The following is a 19,275-nucleotide window of genomic DNA, read 5'->3' as shown; positions in this document are numbered from 1 at the left end:
CGCTCGGGCCGCGGATGGCGATGACCCCTCAACGTCATGGGCGCCGGCAACACGCGCGAGTTTTTCTGAGCGCTGGGACGCGAGCGTGCCGTCCACGGGCGACACGAACAGCCGCCGCGACCCGGACCCGTTCGAGGGGCGGGAGCTTGTTCTTCGGCGAGCAGGTCGCGCCGAACGACACGAGCGTCTGGTCGGCCAGGCCCGACGACATGCGCCTCGATGACGGCGACGCGGCGATCTTCGGCCGCAGCGACTGGTTCACCGACGTCGAGCGGCCGTCGCCGACGCCGACGTGCCGTACTCCGCCGGGTTTCCGCGCCCTCGGTTCGCGCGGATGGTCACGTGGGCCGCCTGCGCGCGATCGCCGACGAACCTGAATTTCCATTCGTCACCCCGCGCTTCGACGACGACTCGCCGGTGCTCGAGCGGACTGCGCCGCGAGCGTCGGAGCTGCCGGTGATTCTCGTCGGCGACTTCAGAATGCGGACAGATGACCAGGCGTGGCCGATCCTCACCGGAGGCGAGGCCGGCGCCGGTCCGCGGTTCGACGACGCGTTCGTGCTCGCGGGGCGCGTGGCGCAGCGACAGCGACGGCGCTCCCGTGCGTACGACCCTTCGCAGCGCATCGACCCCGCATTCGTCGCCGGGGCAGACTGACGATTGGGTCGTCGACCCCGTGGGGCCACGGGCCGATGTTGCACGCGACGTCGGGCCATTTTGCGATCGCGGTCGAGCTCGCTGTGCATTGATTGCAGGTCATCGCAGACCGCGCCGCGTAGACTCACTGTTCGGGTGATAGCAAGCGCGAATCGCTTGGGCTAAGCCCCGCCGCGCAGGCAAGAGCTCGGCGTGAGCTGGCTCTTGCATCATGACCCACGAGACATCTTTCCCATGCCCGAACACGTGATCTTCGGCCTCGATCCCCTCTGGCTGGCCACCGCGCTGCTCGTCCTCACCTACGCCGCGATCATGTCGGAGAAGATCAATCGCGCCGTGGTCGCGCTGCTCGGCGCCGGTCTGATGATCAGCCTCGGCGTGCTCACGCAGGAGCAGGCCATCCACGGCGTCGACTTCAACACCATCGCGCTTTTGACGGGGATGATGATCCTCGTCAACATCACGCGGAAGAGCGGCATCTTCCAGTACATCGCGTTCTGGTCGGCGCGCAAGGCCGGCGGCGTGCCGTGGAAGCTGCTCATCATGCTGACGCTGGTGACGGCGGTGTTGTCGGCGCTGCTCGACAACGTGACGACGGTGCTGCTGATCACGCCGGTCACGCTGCTGGTGGCGCGCGAGCTCGACGTGCCGGCCTACCCGTTCCTGTTCGCGGAGATCTTCGCGTCCAACATCGGCGGCACGGCGACGCTGATCGGCGACCCGCCGAACATCCTCATCGGCTCGGCGACGGGGCTGTCGTTCAACGACTTCGTGCAGAACCTGGCGCCGGTGGTCGGCGTGCTGATCGCGCTGCAGGTGCTGGCGCTGCACGCGCTTTGGGGCAAGAACCTGCGCGCCAACCCGGAGGCGCAGCGCAAGATCATGGCGCTCGAGCCGGCCGAGGCGATCAAGGACCCTGGCCTTCTGGTCAGCTCGCTCGGGGTGATGTTCGCGGTGCTGGCCGGCTTCGTGACCGCGCGTGAGACCGGGCTCGAGCCGGGCACGATCGCCATGTTCGGCGCGGCGGTGCTGATGTTCCTCTACGTCCGCAAGCACCCGGGCGCCGACCAGTCGCACCGCGTGCAGGACATCTTCGGCGAGGTCGAGTGGGTCACGATCTTCTTCTTCGTCGGCCTGTTCATGGTCGTCGCCGGCGTCGAGCACGCCGGGCTGCTCGACCACCTCGCCCACGGGCTCGTCGACGTGACCGGCGGCGACCGCAACGTCACCGCGGTCGTGATCCTCTGGGCCTCGGCGGTGCTGTCGGCCATCATCGACAACATCCCGTTCGTCGCCACCATGATCCCGCTGATCAAGAGCATGACCCCGGCGATGGGCGGCACCGAGGGCGTGATGCCGCTGTGGTGGGCCCTGTCGCTCGGCGCGTGCCTCGGCGGCAACGGCACGCTCGTCGGCGCCAGCGCCAACCTGACGGTGGCCGGCCTGGCCGAGCGCGAGGGCGTCCACTTCAAGTTCCTGACGTACACCAAGCTGGCGTTCCCGCTGATGCTCGGCAGCATCGCGGTCGCCCACGCGTACCTGTACTTCTGGTTCCTGGTCTGAAAGTTCTCGCGCGAGGCGAGCGACGCGGCCGCGCCCGGGTGGGTGCGGCCGCGGTCGCGATCAGGGTTCGAGCAGGTGGGCCGGGACGTGGGCGACGAGGCCGTAGGGCGCAGGGGCGTCGAGCGACTGGCCGAACAGGTCGACGGGACCGGCGAAGCGGGCGAGGAACACGACGTGTCCTTCGGGATAGGCGGCGATCCGATCGACGCCGCCGCCGCCGCCGGCGCACAGCGGCAGCGACCAGCGGTGATCGCCGTGGTCGTCGAGGCTGGCCAGGAAGGCGCACGGAGCTGTCTTTTTGGTCAGGAGCTCGCCGCCGAATTCGATCTGCTGGCTGAAGGTGCCGCCGAGGACCCAGCCCGGGCCGGGGCCGACGGCGACGCCGCAGCCGGAGTCGACCTTGGGGCCGCCGTGCGCGCCGGCCCACGCGAGATCGCCGTCGGCGGTGTAGCGGGCGGCGAAGTAGTCGGCGTCCTCGTCGGTGGCGAGGGCCGGGCCGGTGCCGAAGTCGATGCTGCCCTGGAACCACCCCGACAGCAGGACGCCGCCGTCGGCCGCGAAGCGAGCGCCGCAGCCGGCCGAGTTGCCGCTGCCGAGCTGCTTCGACCAGCGGTGCTCGCCGCTGTCGCCGTCGAACACGGCCAGGTAGGCGCCGCCATCGAGGAAGGGGCCGCCGCCGAGGTCGATCGCGTTGGCGAACCAGCCGGCGACGGCGATGTCGCCGTCGTCGGCGACGGAGAGGTCGTGGGCGGCGGCGTCGGCGAAGTTGCCGAAGGCCTTCGACCACAGGTGGAAGCCGCTCGCGTCGAGCTTGGCGAGCAGGAGGTCGCGGGCGTCGGCGGCGGCGAGGGGGCCGCCGCCGAGGTCGATGGTGGCCTCGAAGGCGGCGGAGAGGATGATGTCGCCGGCGCCGTCGACGACGGCGCGCGGCGCGAGCTCGAGGCCGGGGCCCCCGAAGCCGCGGGCCCACTCGGGGGCGCCGTCAGCGGTCAACTGCAGCACGAGGATGTCGCTCAGGCCGAGCGAGACGAGCGGCGCCAGGCCGGGCAGCTCGAGGGTGTCGCTGAACTCGGCGACGAGCAGGAGGCGGTCGTCGCTGCCGACGCTCACCGAGGTCTCGTGCTCGTCGCCGGGGCCGCCGAACCGGCGCGCCCACAGGAGCTCGCCCGCGGCCGTCCAGCGGGCGACGAACAGGTCGAGGCCGCCGGCGCTGGTAAGGACCTCGCCGCCGAGCTCGAGCGTGCCGCCGAACACGCCGGCGACGACGACGTCGCCCTGCTCGGCGATGTCGACGCTGTGCGCGCTCGCGCCCTCGGGGCTGACGAGCGGCACCAGCCACAGGCCGGCTTCTTCGGGGCCGCTGGTGGTGGTGGTGTCGCCGGTCGTGGTGGTGGTGGCGCTCGAGGTCGTCGGCTCGGCGGTGGCGGTCGGCTCGGCGACAGTGGTCGCGGCCCCGCCGCCGCCGGTCGTGGTCGAGTCCGCTGCCGTCGCGCCGGTCGAGCTCGCCGGGTCGCCGTCGCTGGTGGTCGCGGGATCGCCCGGACAGGCGCTCACGAGCGCGAGCGCGAGGGCGAAAGAGCAAGGGCGCGCGAGCGAGTTCATGCGTGGGATGGTACCAGCCGGGCGAGCGGCGCCGATCGGGGGCTGACGGGTGGGCGAACTCGTGCGACCATGACGTGTGCGCTCGTGGTCCCTCAGGCGGCCCGACGGCGTCGCGCTGGTCGGCGAATCGCGCGGACAGGGCGAGCCAGTGGTGCTGGTACACCCGACCGGGATGACGCGGCGCGGGTTCGCGGCGACGGCCGAGCAACTCGCGCGGCACCTCCGCGTCGTTACCTACGACCGCCGCGGCTGGGGCGACAGCCGCGGGAAGGTGGCGCCGCAGCGGTGGTGGGCGACCCATGGGGACGACCTGATCGCGGTGATCGAGAGCATGGGCGAGGCGGCGGAGGTGGTGGCGTGGGGGAGCGGCGGCGCGGCGGCGATCCACGCGGCCCTGCGGCGGCCGGAGCTGGTGCGCCAGCTGGTGCTGTTCGAGCCGACGCTGGGCGCGGGTCCGCCGCGGGCGCGCAGGCTGCGACACCTGCGGCGCTCGCTGGCGTGGGCGGCCGCCGGCGAGCACCGCCGCAGCCGCGCGGTGTTCTGGCGGGCGACGACGCAGCGCGGGGTGTGGTCGCTGCAGACGGGGCACCGCGGCATCACGTGCGCTTTCGACCATGTCCGATCGGACATTCGTGAAATGCTGCTGAGCGCGCCGGGGCCGCTGGCCGACGAGCTGCTCGCGGGCACCGAGGACGAGCTGCTCGAGCGGCTCGGCGAGCTGCGCCCGGAGGTGCACATCCTGCTCGGCGGCATGAGCGTGCGGCCGGTGTTCCGGATCGCCGACCGCTGGGTCGAGCGCTGCCCGACGGCGGGCTTCCGCGGCGAGGACGACTGCGACGCGCTGCTGCCGCTGAACCGCCCGCGGGTGTTCGCGGCCTGCGTGCTCGAGATGCTCGGCTATACCGACTGGCGAGCGATCGCGGCGGCCCGCCTGGCCGAGCTGCGCGAGGTGCTGCGCCTGCCGGCGCTCGAGCGCGTGCGCGTGAGGTGCGTGCGCAACAGCGAGGTGTTCGTGCCCGACGCGACGACGGGGGCGCTGCGCTGGGACCCGGAGGCCGAGTCCGCGTGCGCGAGCCTGATCGTCGGCTCGACCTACGAGGTCACCGGGGTGAGCCCGCGCGAGTTCGGGGTGATCGACGAGTGCGGCGAGGACTACGGCTATCCGCCGCAGTGGTTCGAGCCGGTGGCGATCGACTGGCATGAGTGATCCTCGTGGACGAGGCAGGTGAGCCGGAGACGCTGCTGGGATGGGTGCGCAAGCGGCCGGGGATGTACGTCGGCGGCGTGCACGACGGCAGCGGGGTGCTGCACGTCGCGCTCGAGCTGGTCGCCAACGCGGTCGACCAGGCGCTGGCCGGTCGGCTCTCGCGGCTCGACGTCGGCGTGGAAGGCGACGAGACGCTCGTGGTGAGCGACGACGGACCGGGAATCGCCGCCGACGGCGCGAAGGATCGTCCGTCGCTGCGCGACATCCTCGAGCGACGCTTCGAGCTGCCGACGGTCGACGGGCATCGCCCGCACGTTCACCTCGGGTTCGGTGGGATCGGCCTCGCCGTCGCCAATGCGGTCGCCGAGCGACTCGAAATCGTCACCGTGCATGCGGGGCGCCAGGCGACGGCCTGCTATTGCCGCGGCGTGCCGCTGACGGCGATGCGCGTCGAGGCGACGGATCGGTCGTCGGGGACGTGCATTCGTATCCGCGCCGATCCACAGATCTTCAGCTCGGTCTGCGTGCCGCGGGAGGACCTGCAGCATCGCTTGACGGACCTGTCGTTCTTGCTGCCGCAGCTCCGGATCTCGTGGATGGGCGAGCGGGAGCACCACGGGCGCGGGCTCCCCGAATTGGCGCGACTGCACGCCCCCGCGACGATCGGCGGCGTGGCGCACCACCGCGCCGTCGTGGGCGGTCTCGAGGAGCCGATCGACGTCGAGGTCGCGCTGGTGTGGGGCGAGGGGTCGACGCGCGAGGCGACGGTCCAGAGCTTCGTCAACCTCGGGCGCGCCGCCGAAGGGGTCCACCGCGAAGGCGTGCTCGACGGGCTGCGCAGCTTCTTCCCGCGACGCGGGGCGGCGGCCCGGCGCGTCGGGCTTTCGGCCGCGGTGGTGGTCGTGCTCGCGGATGTCCAGTGGGGTAGCCCGATCCGCGACAAGCTCGTCACGCCGGCGGTGCGGCCCGCGGTCCAAGCGGTGACGATGACAGCACTGCGGGCGTGGGCGGAGCGCTATCCGGAGGCCGCGGCGCGCATCCGGGCGCGTGGGCTCGAGGCGTGAGCGAGCGTCTCGAAATTTGGTTGAGATATGCGGGCAGGGTGATCGACGCGTTTGGCGAACATCAGGCCGTCCGCTCGCGGGGGTCGAGCAGGTGGCGAGCGGCCGGTGAGCGGGGTGCCGTTTCGTCGGTCGGCGACTCCGCCGTTCGTCGGTGGCGCGAGGTCGTCCGGTTGCTCGCGCGGCGGCCGCTGGCGTTCTGCCGAGTCCGCGGGAGGGCGAGGGTGCCGCCATGGGTCGCGGTTTGCCTGGCGGGGGCGGTTGCGCACGCTGACCGCGATGAGAGCCATTCCATTCTTCCGTCCCCGGTCGCTCGTCGGCGTCCTGGCGGTCGTGATGATCTGCCCTGCCACCACGGCCGTGACTGCTGCGCCGGATGCCACGCCGACCGACGCGCTGATCGTCGGCGCGGACTGGTGCGCTCCGCTCGTCGCGCGGGTCCGCGAAGCGGCCGCAGAGCGGGGGCATCCGGTCGCGGTCGGTTCGTCGGTGCCCGCGCTCTCCGACTCGGGCGAGCGAGGCGATCCGGTGCGGGTCGAGCACCTCGACCTCGTGGTCGAGATCGATGTCCCGCCCCCTCGCACGTCCGCGATAGGGCAGAGCATGAAGACCCAGGCGATGGTCTGCGGGAAGGCGGCCGTGACGTGTACGCTGGCGGCCACCGGGTTCGCGCCGGCGGTCGTCGCCTGCTACGGCGAGAGCGTCCTGTGTGCCGGGGCCGTCGTCTGCGCGGTGGCGTCGTGCCTCGATTGAGGACGGCGCCGGGGGCCCTCGCGGCTTTCGATCACGGCGGGATGCACTGGCCGCCGCCGCTCTTCGTGCCGCCGTTCTGCCAGCACGCCAGCCAGACGTCGACGAACGCGGCGCGGTCGGCGATGAACTCGCGCATCGTCTCGACGCCCTTGTAGTACTCCTTGTTGGTGAACGGCTTGTTCACGTCGGCCAGCGCGGCCTCCTCGATCTGCGCCGACCAGGCGTCCATGCGGGCGTGCAGCACGTTCACGTCGTAGGCCACCTTGCGGACGTGGGCGAGCGCGGCGATGTACTTGTCGAACCACTCCGGGTCGTGGGTGACGATGTCGTAGAGCGGGCGGCCCTTGTCGTTGGGTTTGGTGTAGGTGTACGGGTCGACGTTGGGCTCGACGCGGTCGAAGGTGGCGTCCTTGTCCCAGGGGATGACGTTGAAGCCGGTCTTGGGGTCGTTGTACATGTAGAGGTTGAGGCCGCCGGCCCAGGCGCCGTCGTTGTCGGGCATGACGGCCTCGGCGGCCCACTCGAGCACGGCCTGGTCGATGTTGAGGAGCGGGACCAGGTCGGCGAGGTCGTCGGCGTCGTCGAGCGCCTCGATGTCGCTCATGTCGGGGTTTTCCTCGTTGGTCTTCTTCTCCCAGTCGCCGCCCTTCTTGTAGAGGTTGCCGTCGGGGAACTCGAACACGCGCTCGAGGAACTCGCTGTCGACCTTCTCGATGCTGGTGAACAGGCCGTAGTACTCGCCGTTGAGCATCAGGCGGGCGTTGTTGGCGCAGGGCGCGGGCAGGCCGAGGTCGCGGAAGATGTGCATCGCCATGCGGTCGCGCAAGAAGGCGCGGTTGTACTCGGCGGCGTCGAACAGGATCTTCTTCAGCCCGCGGAACCGGCCCTTCTTGTCGTAGGTGTTGAAGCCGATCTCGAACTGCATCTTGTTCTGCCCCGGCCACCAGGTCGAGTTGCCGCGCAGGCGGATCGAGGCGTAGGTGATGATCTCGTCCTGGTACTTGAATTGCTTGACCGGGTGGTCGGGCGTGTTGTCGTCGTCGCCGGCCTCCCACTCGGCCTTGAGGCCCGCCAGCTCCTCCGGGTCCAGCTCGATCTCGAAGGTCGGCAGGATGTCCTGCGCGTAGATCTCCGGGCAGCCCTTCGGCGCCCACGCCGGCGGGTCGACGGCGCCGGTGGTCTCGTCGCCGGTCGTGGTCGCCGGCGGGTCGCCGGTGGTGCCGGCCGTGGGATCGGGCGCGCCGGTGGTCTCGCTGCCGCCGTCGCCGGTGGTCGGAGGAGCGCCCGCGGTGATGGTGTCGGTGCCCGACGGCTGGGTCGAGCCGGCGGTGCCGTCGCCCTCGTCGGCGCCGCCGGTCCCCGTGCCGGAGGCAGTGTCAGAACCAGGACATCCACTGATTGTGATGATAGCGAGGAAGGTCGTCCAATAACAGCGCATGCTCGGTAAATGTACAGAGCGAGGCCCGCGGTTCAAGGGCGGCGCGTCACGGAACTGCAGGTCTATACACTCGACACGCTGGACGCGGGGGACGATTGAAGCGTAGACCCATTGCCCACAGCGCGCCAGGAGTACGTCGAGTGTGTGTCGAGTGCGTCACGTAGGGGGCCGCCCGACCGCCGTGGTCCGCGTCACCGGGCGACAGCGACGAAAACCGGCGGGGCAGCCGCTGTGGCGGCCGTCGCGGCGGTTTTCGGCGATGGAGTGATCGCCGGGGCCGAGGCGCACGACAGCGCCGCAGTAGCGACATTGGCCACGCCGCGAGAGGGGCCGGCGAGGGGCGGACGGGGCGGGCGCTGCGCGGGGAATCGATGCGACCGCGGACGACGCCGTGGAGCGGGTCGCCGCCCGGGTGCGCCGCCCGAACGGGCCCGACAATGCTCGAGCTCACGGTCTCGGGGCACGGGCGGTCCTAGGATGGACGGATGTGAAATGGCGGGCATCCCGGCCCGAACGATCGCTGCGGCGATTCATCACAACCAGGCGCCGTTGGGCGCGGCGACGACGGAGGGCGATGTGTCATGTCCGTGGTAACGGCAAACGTGATCGAGAGGCGTGAGTACAAATACTTGATAGACGACGCGACCGCGGCGCGGCTGCGCGCGGCGATCCGGCCGTTCTGTGACATCGATCCGTACGCCGCCCGCAGCCCGGGCGGGCGCTACACGATCGAGAGCCTGTACCTCGACTCGCCGCTGATGGGGCTCTACTGGGCCAACGAGCACGAGCAGGTCGACCGGATCAAGGTGCGCGTGCGCGGCTACGCCGATTCGCCGGGCAGCCCGGTGTTCCTCGAGGTCAAGCGCCGCATCAACGACGTCATCACGAAGACCCGCGGCCGGGTGCCGCGCGCGTGCTGGTCGCAGCTGCTGGCGGACCCCGCGGCGCCGATCCCCGCCGAGGTCGCCGGCAAGGACCGGGCCGCCGTCGAGCGCTTCCTGGCGCTGACGCGGACGCTGCACCTGCGACCGTTCACGCTGGTCCGCTACGACCGCGAGCCGTACTTCAGCCGCGTCGACGACTACGTGCGGGTGACGATGGACACGCGGATCCGCGCGCAGGCGATGGACCAGTGGACGTTCACGGCGCCGCCCCGCAACTGGCGGGCGCTCGACGACGGGGTGACGATGAAGTCGCCCGAGTCGCTGATCGTGCTCGAGCTCAAGTTCACGACGCAGGTCCCGCTCTGGCTGCACAGCATCGTCGAGCGGCTCGACCTGACGCGGCGCTCGTTCTCGAAGTACGGCACCTCGATCAAGGCGTTCTACGGGGCGATGGACGCGCGGACCTGCCGGTTCGCGGGAGGTTGGCGATGAACCCGGTCGACGTGTTCCTGGCCGGCGACGCCGAGCCGTTCGCGCTCAAGAGCGCCGCGCTGGCGCTGCTGCTGGCCTTCGGCCTGACGCAGGTGCTCGGCGCGGTCTATGTGTGGACATTCCGCGGGATGTCTTATTCGCAGGGGCTGGTCCACGCGATCGTGCTCGGCAGCATCATCGCCTGTATGTTGATGCTGGCGATCGGTGGCAGCATCGCCGCCGGCCTCGGCATCGCCGGCGGCCTGGCGATCGTCCGCTTCCGCACCGCGCTGCGCGACCCTCGCGACATGATCTTCGTGTTCGCGGGGCTCGGCACCGGCATCGCCGCCGGGCTCGGCGCCCACGCGGCGGCGCTGTGCGGCACGGCGCTGTTCTGCCTCGCGGTCTGGCTGCTGACGCTGTCGGAATTCGGCAGCCAGCGCCGCTTCGACGGGCTGCTGCGCTTCCAGCTGCCGATCGGCGCCGACGAGGCGCCGGTGATGAAGCTGCTGCGCCAGTACAGCCGCTTCCTCGCGCTCGTGACGCTGCGCGAGGTGGCCCAGGGCGAGGCGATGGAGCACGCCTATCAGGTGAGGCTGGGCGACCCACGGCACCGCGCGGCGCTGGTGCGCGCGCTCGAGGAGCTGCCGGGGGTCCAGGACGTTTCGTTGCTGCTGCAAGAGCCGACGGTGGAGATCTGAGCAATGATGACCGGGTATATCAGGACTCGTATCCTCCCCTGGGTGGTATGGGCCGGCACGATGGCCGGCGCCGGCTGGCTGTGGCTCGACGTGCGCGCCGAAGGCAACGCCGTCGGGTTCGCGCTCGGCGTCGAATACACGGTGCAGCCGCCGGCGGCCGGCCGGGTGCAGACGATCGAGGTGGCGCCGGGGCAGCACGTGCGCGCCGGCCAGGTCGTGGCGGTGCTCGACACCGCCGAGCTCGACGCCGAGCAGGCGATCCTGGCCGCCGAGCGCGCGCGCCTGGAGGCGTCGCTCGGGGCGGTCCGCGCGGAGACGGCGATGCAGGTCGACGACAAGGCCCGCGAGGCCGAGGAGTCGGTGGCGGCGGCCGATATGGCGGTGCGCTCGGCTCGTAGCAATCGCGAGGTCCGCGCCGCGGAGCTGCGGGCGATCAGCACGCAGTTCGACACCCTCGCCGGGCTGGTCAAGGAGCGCATGGCCGATCGCCGCGAACTCGACGCGCTCGGGGTCAAGCGCGCGGCGCTGCGCAAGGAGGTCGAGGCCGCCGACACGCTTGTGCCCGAATTGGTGCGCCAGGCGGCGGCGGCCCGGGCCCGTCGCGCGGCGCTGCCGACCGACGCGACCGAGCTGGCGCTGCGGCCGGTCCGCGCCGAATTGGCGGTGATCGCCGGGCGCGAGCAATTGCTGGCAGCGCGGCGCGAACAGACGATCCTGCGCGCGCCCGCCGACGGCCAGGTGGCGGAGATCCACGTGCGCGCCGGCCAGGTCGCGGGGCCCGACGCGCCGGTGCTGACGATCGTCGGCCGCGGACCCGGCGACGAGGACGAGGTGGTGGTGTGCCTGCGCGAGAACCAGGCCGCCAGGGTCCGCGTCGGCGAGGCGGTGCTGCTGCGCTCGCGCGGGACCGGCGGGCCGGCGGCGACCGCCCACGTGACCCGGCTGGGGCCGCAGATCACCGAGTTGCCGCCGCGCTGCCGCAAGAACCCCGAATTGCCGGAGTACGGCCGCGAGGTCGCGGTCGCCCTCGACGAGCACGCGCCGCTCTTGCCCGGGCAGGCGTTCGCGGTCAGCTTCCTCGGCCACCCGTCGCCATGCGCCGCCGAAGCGCGCGAGCCGGCGCCGGCGGACGAGCAGGTGCTGGCGGCGCCGATGATCGACGCGATGCTGCAGCCGACCCGCGCCGCCGCGCCGGAGAAGCCGGGGGTGCCATGATTCGCGCGGGCTGGACGCCGATCGCGGCGATGTTGGCAGTCGGCTGCGCGAGCGCGCCGGCGGTCTCGCCCGAGCGGGCGATCGCGACCTGGCGCGAGATGCAGGTCGGCCACCCGCGCGGGCCCCTGCCGGAGGCCACGGCGGCGGCGCTGGCCGACGGCGACGCACTGACGGTCGAGCAGGCCTACGCGCTGGCGCTGGCCAACAACCCGGAGCTGGCGGTGGTCGAGGCGCGCGCCGAGGTGGCGACGGCGGAGATCGGGGCGGCGCGGCAGATCGAGAACCCGAGCGTGCGGGTGTCGAACGTCGGCGTCGACGACTCGGCGCCCGGACGGCTCGGCTTCAACATGGGCCTGCGCGCGCCGCTGCCCCGGCCCGGCAGCGTGCGCGCGCGCGTCGACGCGGCCCGCCACGCGGCCGCGGGGGCGCAGGGCGAGACCGAGGCGGCGCGCCGGCAGCTGCGGGCGAAGGTGTATCGATTGTTCGCCCGCCTGGCCTGGCTCACCGCCGACCTCGAGGAGGTGTCGCGCGCGGTGTCGCTGTGCGAGGAGCGGCAGCGGCAGCTCCGCGCCCGGGTGGCTCGCGCGGTCGCGACCGACGTCGCGCTGGCGATGGCCGAGGTGGCCCGCGCCGAGGCGGTCGACGAGGCCCGCAAGCTGCGCGACGAGCTGGCCCGCGCCGAGGCCGAGCTGGCGCGGCTGGTCGGGCCGGGGCCGGCCTTCAGCGTGCGCGTCGACCGGGCCCAGCTCGACATCGCCGATGTGGTGCTCGACCCGGCGGCATTGACGGAGCAGGCGCTGCGCTCGCGCCCGGAGCTGCGCGCGGTGCAGACGAGGGTCGGTCAGGCGCGCTCGGCGATCACGCTGGCGAAGGTCGAGGCGGCGCCGTGGATCAGCTGGGCCCAGGTCAATTACTTCTTCGGCCCGGGCCCGGCGACGCCGTCGTCGTTCGGGGTCGGATTCGCGGTCGATGTCCCTTTGTTCAGCCTCAACCGCGGGAAGATCAAGACCGCGAAGGCGATCATGCGCCAGCGCCAGGTCGAGGAGCGGGCCGAGGTCGCGGCGATCGCCGGCGAGGTCGGCGAGGCGATCGCGCGCGCGCAGCGGGCCGACGCGCGGGTGCAGGAGATCGAGCGCGACCTGCTGCCGCAGGTCGACGCGGCGGCGCGTCAGGCAGACGCGGCGCTGGTGGCGGGGACGCTCGACGTGGTCGAGGTCCTCGATATCGAGGCCCGCCGGGTCGCCGCGCGACGGCTGCACCTGGCGGCCCGCTTCGAGCGCCGGGACGCGCTCATCGAGCTCGAGGCCGCGGTCGGGGCGCCGCTGCCGCGCTGACAGGGCTGTCTTCACGCCCCCACTGCCATCATCGAGTGTTCGTCATGTCCGAGCGTAAAATCGTAGGAGTCAGTCTGTCCCTATTTTCCATCTTGGCGCCGGCCGTCCTCGGCTGCAATCAAGGCGGCGGTATGAACGACGCCGGCACCGACGACATGCCCGTGGAGAGCACCGGCGAGACCGGCGACGAGCCGGCCCCGGGCACCACGACCACCGGCGACGAGCCGGCGGTGACGTCGGAGGCGCCGACCCGGCCGGTGTGCGGCGACGGGATCGTCGAGGGCGACGAGCTGTGCGACGGGGCCGAGCTCGGCGGGATGGCGTGCGCCGACATCGACCCCGGCTTCACCGGCCCGCTGACGTGCGCGTCCGACTGCCTGTCGTTCGACGTGTCCGACTGCGAGGGCACGCCGGCCGAGTGGGTGGTGCGGCTCAACGAGCTGACGTCGAAGGGCGCGGCGTCGGGGCCGTTCGCCGGCAAGGGCGACGCGATCGAGCTGTTCAACGCCGGCGGCGCGCCGGCCGAGCTGTCGGGCTGGCGGCTGTCGGACGACCCGCTGCTGCCGGCCGACAAGACTTACGTGTTCCCCGACGGGACGACGCTGATGCCCGGCGAGCGGCTGGTGCTGGTCGAGCTCGACCCGATGACCGGCGAGGGCGAGCTGCCGTTCGGCCTCAGCTCGAGCAACGAGGAGACGCTGACCCTGGTCGACGGCGACGAGGCGGTGGTCGACGCGCTGACGGTCGAGGGCGTGGCGGCGATGGTGTCGTGGTGCCGCCTGCCCGATGGGACAGGTTCGTGGGGGCACTGCCAGCAGACCCTCGGCGCGCCCAACCTCGAGGCGGTGACGATCTGCGGCGACGGCGTGCGCGAGGGCGCCGAGCCCTGCGACGGCCTCGACGTCGGCGGGGCCAAGTGCGCCGACCGCGGGTTCACCGGCGGGGCGATGACCTGCACGCCGCAGTGCGTCCTCGACACGTCGATGTGCATGTCGGACCTGGCGGCGGCGATCAACGAGCTCGAGTCGACCAACGACGAGATCGAGCTGTTCAACGCCGGCGCCGACCCGATCGACATGACCGGGTGGATCCTCACCGACCAGGCGTTCGACGCGACCTACGACCCGGTCGCCGACCTCGAGAAGCTGGTGTTCGCCGCCGGGACGACGCTCGCGCCCGGCCAGTTCATGGTCGTCGAAAAGGGCGAGCTGGCCGGGCAGCACCCGTTCGGCCTCAGCTCCAACGGCGACACGGTGACCCTGCTGAAGCCCGACCTCAAGCCGGTGTCCCAGGTCACCTACCTCGCCGACCAGGCCGCGCTGTCGTTCTGCCGCCTGGCCGACGGGCCGCAGGGCAGCTGGTCGTCCGGCTGCAAGCCGACGTTCGGGGCCGCCAACTCGAAGTGAGGCGCGCGGTTCGATGACCGAAGGGACATGCTCGAAAGAGCATGTCCATCGGGTCATTGATGCAAGGTTCGGCGCGGGGTCGCCCGCGCGGGCGCGGCCGCTCGCCCGGTCGCGGGAGACGGCCGCCGGCGCTCGTGGTATACGTCGCGGCCGAACATGTCCGCGAAGGTCCGCAAGCCGCCGCTCGTCCTCGGCCTGGTCGCCCTGGTGGCGACGCCCCTCGTCACCCGCCTGCTGGTCCACGGCGACATGCCCGACACCTGGGGCAAGTTCCCGCCGCCGAAGAGCCCCGACGTGCCGGGCTTCAACTGGCTGGTGTTCGGCCTCGGCGTCGCGCTGGCGCTCGGCATCCTCGAGTTCCTGCGCGCGCCGCAGCGGTTCGGCTTCGCGCCGCCGACGGCCGCCCGCGACGAGCACGTGCCGCAGGTCCGGTTCCCGCCGTGGTGCGTGCCGGGGGCGCTGCTGGCGATGGCCTCGTGGGCGCTGATGTGGGGCGAGCTGCCGGAGGCGGCGGCGCCGTTGGTGCCGTTCAGCTTCGTGCCGCTGTGGTGGGGCTTCATCCTCGCGCTCGACGGGGTGGTCTACCGCCGCACCGGCGGGCTGTCGCTGGTGGCGACCAGGCCCTGGACGGTGCTGGCGATCGCAGCGACCTCGTGCGTGAGCTGGTACTTTTATGAGTATCTCAATTACTTCACGCGCTCGAACTGGTACTACCCCAACGACGCGATCTTCTCGCAGTGCGGCTACCTGGTGTGGTTCGGCCTGGCGTTCACGACGGTGCTGCCGTCGATCTTCGTGGTCTATCAATTGCTGACGACGATCGCGCCGCTGCGGACCCGCTTCGAGCGCGGGCCGAAGGTCGAGCTGTCACGCGCGGCCGTGCAGCGCCTGCTGGGGCTCGGCCTCGCGTCGCTGGCGGCGCTGGTGCTGTGGCCGGCGCCGCTGTTCCCGCTGCTGTGGCTGAGCCCGCTCTTGGTGCTCGCGGCGGCGACGTCGCTGGCGGGCGCGTGGACGCCGTTCTCGGCGATCCGCCGCGGCAACTGGGCGCCGGTGGTGCTGATCGGGCTGGCGACCGCGCTCAACTACCTGGTCGGCGAGATGTGGAATTTTTACAGCACGCCGCAGAACCCGAACTTCTGGAAGTACGACGTGCCGTACGTCAACGTGCTGCACGTGTACGAGATGCCGCTGCTCGGGTACTTCGGCTATCTGCCGTTCGGCATGCTGTGCTGGGTGTGGTGGATCCACCACGCGCGGCTGTTCGGGCTCGACCCGACGATCGACGTCGTCGCCGGGGCCGGGCCGACGCTCGCGCGGCGCGATGATGCTTGAGGTGGGCGCTTGAGGTGGGCGCTTGAGGCGGGCGCTTGAGGCGGGCGCGTGAGGCGGGCGCGTGAAGTGAGCGGGTGAGTCGACCGCGCCGCGGGTTCGTCGGGTGGGGGTCGATGTACCCCGCTTTATCGCGGGGATTCGCTTCCCAAACCCGGCGAAGCGTGCCATGATGGAATCCATGTCTGGCAGGTTTTCGCGCGTCGATTCGCGCATTCGTCATGCGCGCGTCGACGTCTACGGTGCAGAGCTCGACCTCCGCACCCGCGCCGCCACGATCTTTTGGCACCGCTCCGGCCAGACGCCGCTCGTCGTCGGGGAGGGCACGTGGGTCCCTCTGCCCGAGCCGATGGGAGACCTTCGCGGCAGGCTCGTCGTCGAGGGCCTCCATCGTCGCACCTGCGCCTTGCTCGAGCATCAACTCGCGCGCGGCAATCGCGACTGGACGTACGAGAAAGGCCCGTGGATCGGCGCCGAGGCGAGCGCGCGCGCCGCCGGGGTCGAAGCCCAGGCCGCGGACGCCCTGCGCAAGGTGTTATGGCTGTTTTACCGCAACTGCTGGCCGCTTCAATTCGCCGACGGGTGCGGCTGGGGCAGCCGCGGCTACGGACCCCTGATCGCCGCGGCGCTCGCAGACCCAATCCACATGCGGGCCCGCTGGGAATTGCTCATCCTCACCGGCGCGCTGCAATGGCCCGCCAGCGAGGGAGACCTCGAGCGGATCGCCGGCGACTCGCACGGCGACGAGTTTTACGCTGCGCCCTGAGGCGCAGCGCAAACGCTCGGGGGCGGGGTCAGTAGCGGTCGCCGCGGCTCGGCTTGCGGCCGTAGCCGTTGCTGCGGTCGTTGCCGCCGGACGGCGGGCCCGAGAAGCTGGAGCGCCGGTCCTCCGCTTCCGAGACCCGCAGCGGGCGGCCGTCGAGCGAAGCGCCGTGCAGCGCCTCGATGGCCCGCTGGGCGTCGGACTCGCTCATCATCTCGATGAACGCGAAGCCGCGCGAGCGGCCGGTGTCCCGATCGAGCATCAGCTTGACCTCTTTGACCGTTCCGTACGGCTGGAACGCCTGCTGGAGGTCGCTGTCGTTGATCTGGAAGGAGAGGTTGCCTACGAAGAGTCGGTTACCCATTGTCTTGATTCGTCTCTGGATCGGGCTCTCGGCGCAGCGCGCCGGCGGGGGGAATTTTCGGTCGAAGAGCCTGCGCTCGAACGAAGATTGCAGCAGTCAGGTGCTGCTCCATCAACGTCGCCGGAAATGAACCCCAAAACCTTCAGGCGACGCGGAGTCGACCAAATGCCCGAGCGTGCAAGTGCGCCAGAAACGAATGACACCGGGAAAGTAGCACGGCACCGCGGCGATGGCAACGCGGCGCGGGGCCCGGCGCCCGCGCCCGACCTCGACGGACGACGCGAGAAAATTGCGGGGGGCCCGCCGCGCTAGCGCACGCGGCGAGCGGGAGCGCACGAATCGAGGCTGTCGAGTTGCAGGCGAGCGAGCAATTGTTCGACGTCGCCGGCGACGGTGATCCATTGGTCGCCGCCGGAGTGGAGGTAGAGGACGCGGGGCCGATCGCTGGAGATCCGATAATCGAGCGCGAACGGCATGTGGGGGCCGAGGAGCCCGAGGAGCAACGAGCGCGCGGGGTCGATGTTGCCAGGCGGCTTCTTGTCGTCCGAGCGGCCGAAGTAAGCGGGATCCTTTTCTTTTAGCCACCCGCGATTGGCGGCGTGCATGGCATCGAGGTCGTAGAGCTGCACCCTGATCGGGCTCTCGCGGAAGACGCGGCGGAGGACGTGGACCGGGGGATGGCGCCACCGTCGCTCGCCGATCGCCCGCGTCAAGGCGGGCGGCAAATGAAGTCCGTTGATCTGCATCGGCTCAGGCGCGCCCGCGGCGGGGCGGCGGGGGCGCGGCGACCCGAAGGTGAAATTGCTGAACGTGCGACGATTCGAGGCATCCTCGGCGCCGCCCGACGATCGTCGCGCGCAAGACGGACCACCGTAGCACGCGAAGGACGGCGTGTCTCGCGCGCCGACGATTCGCGCCGCTTTTGTGATTCGAAGCGCAGGTGAGGACCGCGGGCAGGACCACGACCCTCGATACGGCCTGGCATCGAGGGCAAGACCACGGGTGAACGTCGTCCCGCGGTTCGCCGCGCTCGATCGACGCGGCGTCGCCGTGGGCCTCGGCGCAAGCTCGCACCAGGGCGAGGCCGAGGCCCCAGCTCTCGCCGACTCGCGGCGCGGCGTTGCGCGAGCGGGGCGAAGCCGTGCCCGCGATCGCTGCGGGGATCGTTCAGGCGAGGCTGAGCGCGCCGGTGCAATAATTCGGGTTGCCGAAGGTCGTGGCCTCGAGGCCCATGGCGTTCATGCAGCCGACCAGGAGGTTGTTGTGCGGGACGTCGCCCTGCACCTGCATCCATCGCCCGGGCTTCATCGCCCCGCCGCACTTGCCGGCGAGGACGTAGGGGATCTCGTGGCGGTCGTGGTCGTTGCCCTTCTGATGCTCGTTGACCCAAATCAGCAGGGTGTTGTCGAGGACGGTGCCGTCGCCCTCGGGGATCGCCTTGAGCTTCTCGATCAGGTAGGCGAACTGCTCGCAGTACCAGATGTTGATCCGCGTCAGCTTCTCCTGGGCGTCGAGGTCGCCGTCGCCGCGGTGCGCCAGCTCGTGGTGGCCCTCGGGGATGTCGAGCCACGGGAACGGCTTGGCGGTGGCGGAGTTCATCCACATCAGCGAGGCGACGCGCGTCAGGTCGCAGGCGAGCGCCATCGCCAGCAGGTCCATCTGCAGCTTGCCGGTCGCGGGGATGTTGCCGACCTTGCTCGGGTCCTTGACGTCGCCCAGCACCGGCGGCTGGCAGGCGCCGCCGACCGTGCCGCCGGTGTCGAGCCGCATCTCGATGTCGCGCACGGCGGCGAGGTGCGCGTCGAGCTTGATCTTGTCGGCCGCGCCGACCTTCTTGACGAGCCGCTGGTAATCCTCGGCGACGGCGTCGAGGACGATCTTGCGCTCGGCGATCCTGCGCGCCTGCGCGACCGGGTCGCTCTCGAGGTCGCCGAAGATCCGGTTGAAGGCGGCGGTCGGGTCGTTCTCCGGCGGGATCGGCTGGGCGGGGCCGCGATAGGAGATCCGCGAGCCCACGTTGGCGCCGTAGACATGGACGCCGAACTCGAGCGAGCGGAACTTGGTCTCGTTGCCGACGGCGTCGGCGATCGCCTGGTCGACGGAGATGCCGTCGGCCCAGCCGGCGGAGAGGCCGTCGGCGCCGGCGAAGTCGCCCTCCTGCAACTCGGTGCCGGTGAGGCCCTGGCCGGTGCCCTTCTGGTGGGCGTCGCCGGGGCCCTTGTAGGCCGACAATTCGTCGACGCCGTCGAGGACGATGACGTCCTGCTTGTGCGGCTCGAGCGGTTGCAAGATCCGCCCGAAGGAGTAGGCGTCGGCGCTGCCGCTCGGGCGCCAATCGTTCATGATCGTGCCGTTCGGGGTCCAGAACACGACGAACCGCTTGGGGCCGCCGGCGCCGCGGAACTGCTGCGGCAGGGCGGCGGGCGGGGCGTCGCAGCCGTGCATGATGTCGAGCAGCGGCAAGGCGAGGCAAGCCCCGCCGGCGCCGCGCAGGAAGGTGCGGCGGGACAGAGTGGAGCGTTTCATG

At 71.4% G+C, this 19,275-nt stretch carries 17 protein-coding genes; 12 read left to right on the top strand and 5 right to left on the bottom strand.

The window, feature by feature from the left end:
• Positions 1 to 342: 342 nt before the first annotated feature.
• Positions 343 to 657: a hypothetical protein gene (locus NAEX_RS18505; protein WP_096328806.1), complete on the top strand. Its 315-nt coding sequence runs from the start codon at positions 343 to 345 to the stop codon at positions 655 to 657.
• A gap of 234 nt (positions 658 to 891) precedes the next feature.
• Positions 892 to 2,220, top strand: a complete 1,329-nt coding sequence (locus tag NAEX_RS18500; protein WP_096328805.1) for an ArsB/NhaD family transporter — start codon at positions 892 to 894, stop codon at positions 2,218 to 2,220.
• Between the two features lie 60 nt (positions 2,221 to 2,280).
• Here NAEX_RS18500 and NAEX_RS18495 read toward each other — a convergent pair whose 3' ends face one another.
• Entirely contained in the window at positions 2,281 to 3,822 is a 1,542-nt protein-coding gene (locus NAEX_RS18495) for a hypothetical protein (RefSeq protein WP_096328804.1), read from the bottom strand.
• A 76-nt stretch (positions 3,823 to 3,898) separates the two neighbouring features.
• On the opposite strand from NAEX_RS18495, the gene NAEX_RS18490 reads away from it, so the two are divergent.
• The 3 genes from NAEX_RS18490 (at position 3,899) to NAEX_RS18480 (ending at position 6,843) form a co-directional block, all read left to right on the top strand.
• Complete coding sequence (locus NAEX_RS18490; RefSeq protein WP_096328803.1) at positions 3,899 to 5,029, top strand: alpha/beta fold hydrolase; 1,131 nt, start codon at positions 3,899 to 3,901, stop codon at positions 5,027 to 5,029.
• Positions 5,026 to 6,093, top strand: a complete 1,068-nt coding sequence (locus tag NAEX_RS18485) for an ATP-binding protein (RefSeq protein WP_096328802.1) — start codon at positions 5,026 to 5,028, stop codon at positions 6,091 to 6,093. The genes NAEX_RS18490 and NAEX_RS18485 overlap by 4 nt, the downstream gene beginning before the upstream one ends.
• Before the next feature lie 276 nt (positions 6,094 to 6,369).
• Entirely contained in the window at positions 6,370 to 6,843 is a 474-nt protein-coding gene (locus NAEX_RS18480) for a hypothetical protein (RefSeq protein ID WP_143140901.1), read from the top strand.
• 31 nt (positions 6,844 to 6,874) lie between these two features.
• On the opposite strand, the gene NAEX_RS18475 is transcribed toward NAEX_RS18480, so the two are convergent.
• Positions 6,875 to 8,281 (bottom strand): CotH kinase family protein, encoded by a 1,407-nt coding sequence (locus NAEX_RS18475; RefSeq protein WP_096328800.1) that lies wholly within the window; start codon positions 8,279 to 8,281, stop codon positions 6,875 to 6,877.
• A 602-nt stretch (positions 8,282 to 8,883) separates the two neighbouring features.
• On the opposite strand from NAEX_RS18475, the gene NAEX_RS18470 reads away from it, so the two are divergent.
• The 7 genes from NAEX_RS18470 (at position 8,884) to NAEX_RS18440 (ending at position 16,387) form a co-directional block, all read left to right on the top strand.
• Positions 8,884 to 9,657 carry a polyphosphate polymerase domain-containing protein gene (locus NAEX_RS18470; RefSeq protein WP_170135816.1) on the top strand — a complete coding sequence of 258 codons (774 nt, stop codon included), beginning with the start codon at positions 8,884 to 8,886 and terminating at the stop codon, positions 9,655 to 9,657.
• A complete protein-coding gene (locus tag NAEX_RS18465) occupies positions 9,654 to 10,337 on the top strand; it encodes a DUF4956 domain-containing protein (RefSeq protein ID WP_096328798.1) in 684 nt (227 codons plus the stop codon). Before NAEX_RS18470 ends, NAEX_RS18465 begins: the two co-directional genes overlap by 4 nt.
• A gap of 42 nt (positions 10,338 to 10,379) precedes the next feature.
• Complete coding sequence (locus NAEX_RS18460) at positions 10,380 to 11,552, top strand: HlyD family secretion protein (RefSeq protein WP_170135815.1); 1,173 nt, start codon at positions 10,380 to 10,382, stop codon at positions 11,550 to 11,552.
• Positions 11,549 to 12,886, top strand: coding sequence for a TolC family protein (locus NAEX_RS18455; protein ID WP_170135814.1), 1,338 nt, complete (start codon positions 11,549 to 11,551; stop codon positions 12,884 to 12,886). Before NAEX_RS18460 ends, NAEX_RS18455 begins: the two co-directional genes overlap by 4 nt.
• A 44-nt stretch (positions 12,887 to 12,930) precedes the next feature.
• Positions 12,931 to 14,292 (top strand): lamin tail domain-containing protein, encoded by a 1,362-nt coding sequence (locus NAEX_RS18450; RefSeq protein WP_096328795.1) that lies wholly within the window; start codon positions 12,931 to 12,933, stop codon positions 14,290 to 14,292.
• Between the two features lie 156 nt (positions 14,293 to 14,448).
• Complete coding sequence (locus NAEX_RS18445) at positions 14,449 to 15,624, top strand: small-conductance mechanosensitive channel (protein WP_096328794.1); 1,176 nt, start codon at positions 14,449 to 14,451, stop codon at positions 15,622 to 15,624.
• Positions 15,625 to 15,727: 103 nt separating this feature from the next.
• Positions 15,728 to 16,387: a hypothetical protein gene (locus tag NAEX_RS18440; RefSeq protein ID WP_143140902.1), complete on the top strand. Its 660-nt coding sequence runs from the start codon at positions 15,728 to 15,730 to the stop codon at positions 16,385 to 16,387.
• 28 nt (positions 16,388 to 16,415) lie between these two features.
• Here NAEX_RS18440 and NAEX_RS18435 read toward each other — a convergent pair whose 3' ends face one another.
• From NAEX_RS18435 to NAEX_RS18425, 3 genes are all read right to left on the bottom strand, one after another.
• Entirely contained in the window at positions 16,416 to 16,748 is a 333-nt protein-coding gene (locus NAEX_RS18435) for an RNA recognition motif domain-containing protein (RefSeq protein ID WP_096328792.1), read from the bottom strand.
• A gap of 308 nt (positions 16,749 to 17,056) precedes the next feature.
• Positions 17,057 to 17,494 (bottom strand): hypothetical protein, encoded by a 438-nt coding sequence (locus NAEX_RS18430; RefSeq protein WP_143140903.1) that lies wholly within the window; start codon positions 17,492 to 17,494, stop codon positions 17,057 to 17,059.
• A 421-nt stretch (positions 17,495 to 17,915) separates the two neighbouring features.
• Positions 17,916 to 19,274 carry a DUF1552 domain-containing protein gene (locus tag NAEX_RS18425; protein WP_096328790.1) on the bottom strand — a complete coding sequence of 453 codons (1,359 nt, stop codon included), beginning with the start codon at positions 19,272 to 19,274 and terminating at the stop codon, positions 17,916 to 17,918.
• Position 19,275 lies beyond the last annotated feature (1 nt).

Source organism: Nannocystis exedens, from assembly GCF_002343915.1.
GTDB classification, from domain to species: domain Bacteria; phylum Myxococcota_A; class Polyangia; order Nannocystales; family Nannocystaceae; genus Nannocystis; species Nannocystis exedens.
The sequence above is the reverse complement of the archived record's forward strand: the minus strand, read 5'-3'. Positions and strand labels throughout refer to the sequence as shown.

Coding starts and splice junctions, on each gene's coding strand:
- NAEX_RS18475 (WP_096328800.1), bottom strand. CDS start 8,281: ATGCGCTGTTATTGGACGACCTTCCTCGCTATCATCACAATCAGTGGA.
- NAEX_RS18430 (WP_143140903.1), bottom strand. CDS start 17,494: ATGCAGATCAACGGACTTCATTTGCCGCCCGCCTTGACGCGGGCGATC.
- NAEX_RS18445 (WP_096328794.1), top strand. CDS start 14,449: ATGTCCGCGAAGGTCCGCAAGCCGCCGCTCGTCCTCGGCCTGGTCGCC.
- NAEX_RS18480 (WP_143140901.1), top strand. CDS start 6,370: ATGAGAGCCATTCCATTCTTCCGTCCCCGGTCGCTCGTCGGCGTCCTG.
- NAEX_RS18425 (WP_096328790.1), bottom strand. CDS start 19,274: ATGAAACGCTCCACTCTGTCCCGCCGCACCTTCCTGCGCGGCGCCGGC.
- NAEX_RS18465 (WP_096328798.1), top strand. CDS start 9,654: ATGAACCCGGTCGACGTGTTCCTGGCCGGCGACGCCGAGCCGTTCGCG.
- NAEX_RS18455 (WP_170135814.1), top strand. CDS start 11,549: ATGATTCGCGCGGGCTGGACGCCGATCGCGGCGATGTTGGCAGTCGGC.
- NAEX_RS18500 (WP_096328805.1), top strand. CDS start 892: ATGCCCGAACACGTGATCTTCGGCCTCGATCCCCTCTGGCTGGCCACC.
- NAEX_RS18495 (WP_096328804.1), bottom strand. CDS start 3,822: ATGAACTCGCTCGCGCGCCCTTGCTCTTTCGCCCTCGCGCTCGCGCTC.
- NAEX_RS18435 (WP_096328792.1), bottom strand. CDS start 16,748: ATGGGTAACCGACTCTTCGTAGGCAACCTCTCCTTCCAGATCAACGAC.
- NAEX_RS18450 (WP_096328795.1), top strand. CDS start 12,931: ATGTCCGAGCGTAAAATCGTAGGAGTCAGTCTGTCCCTATTTTCCATC.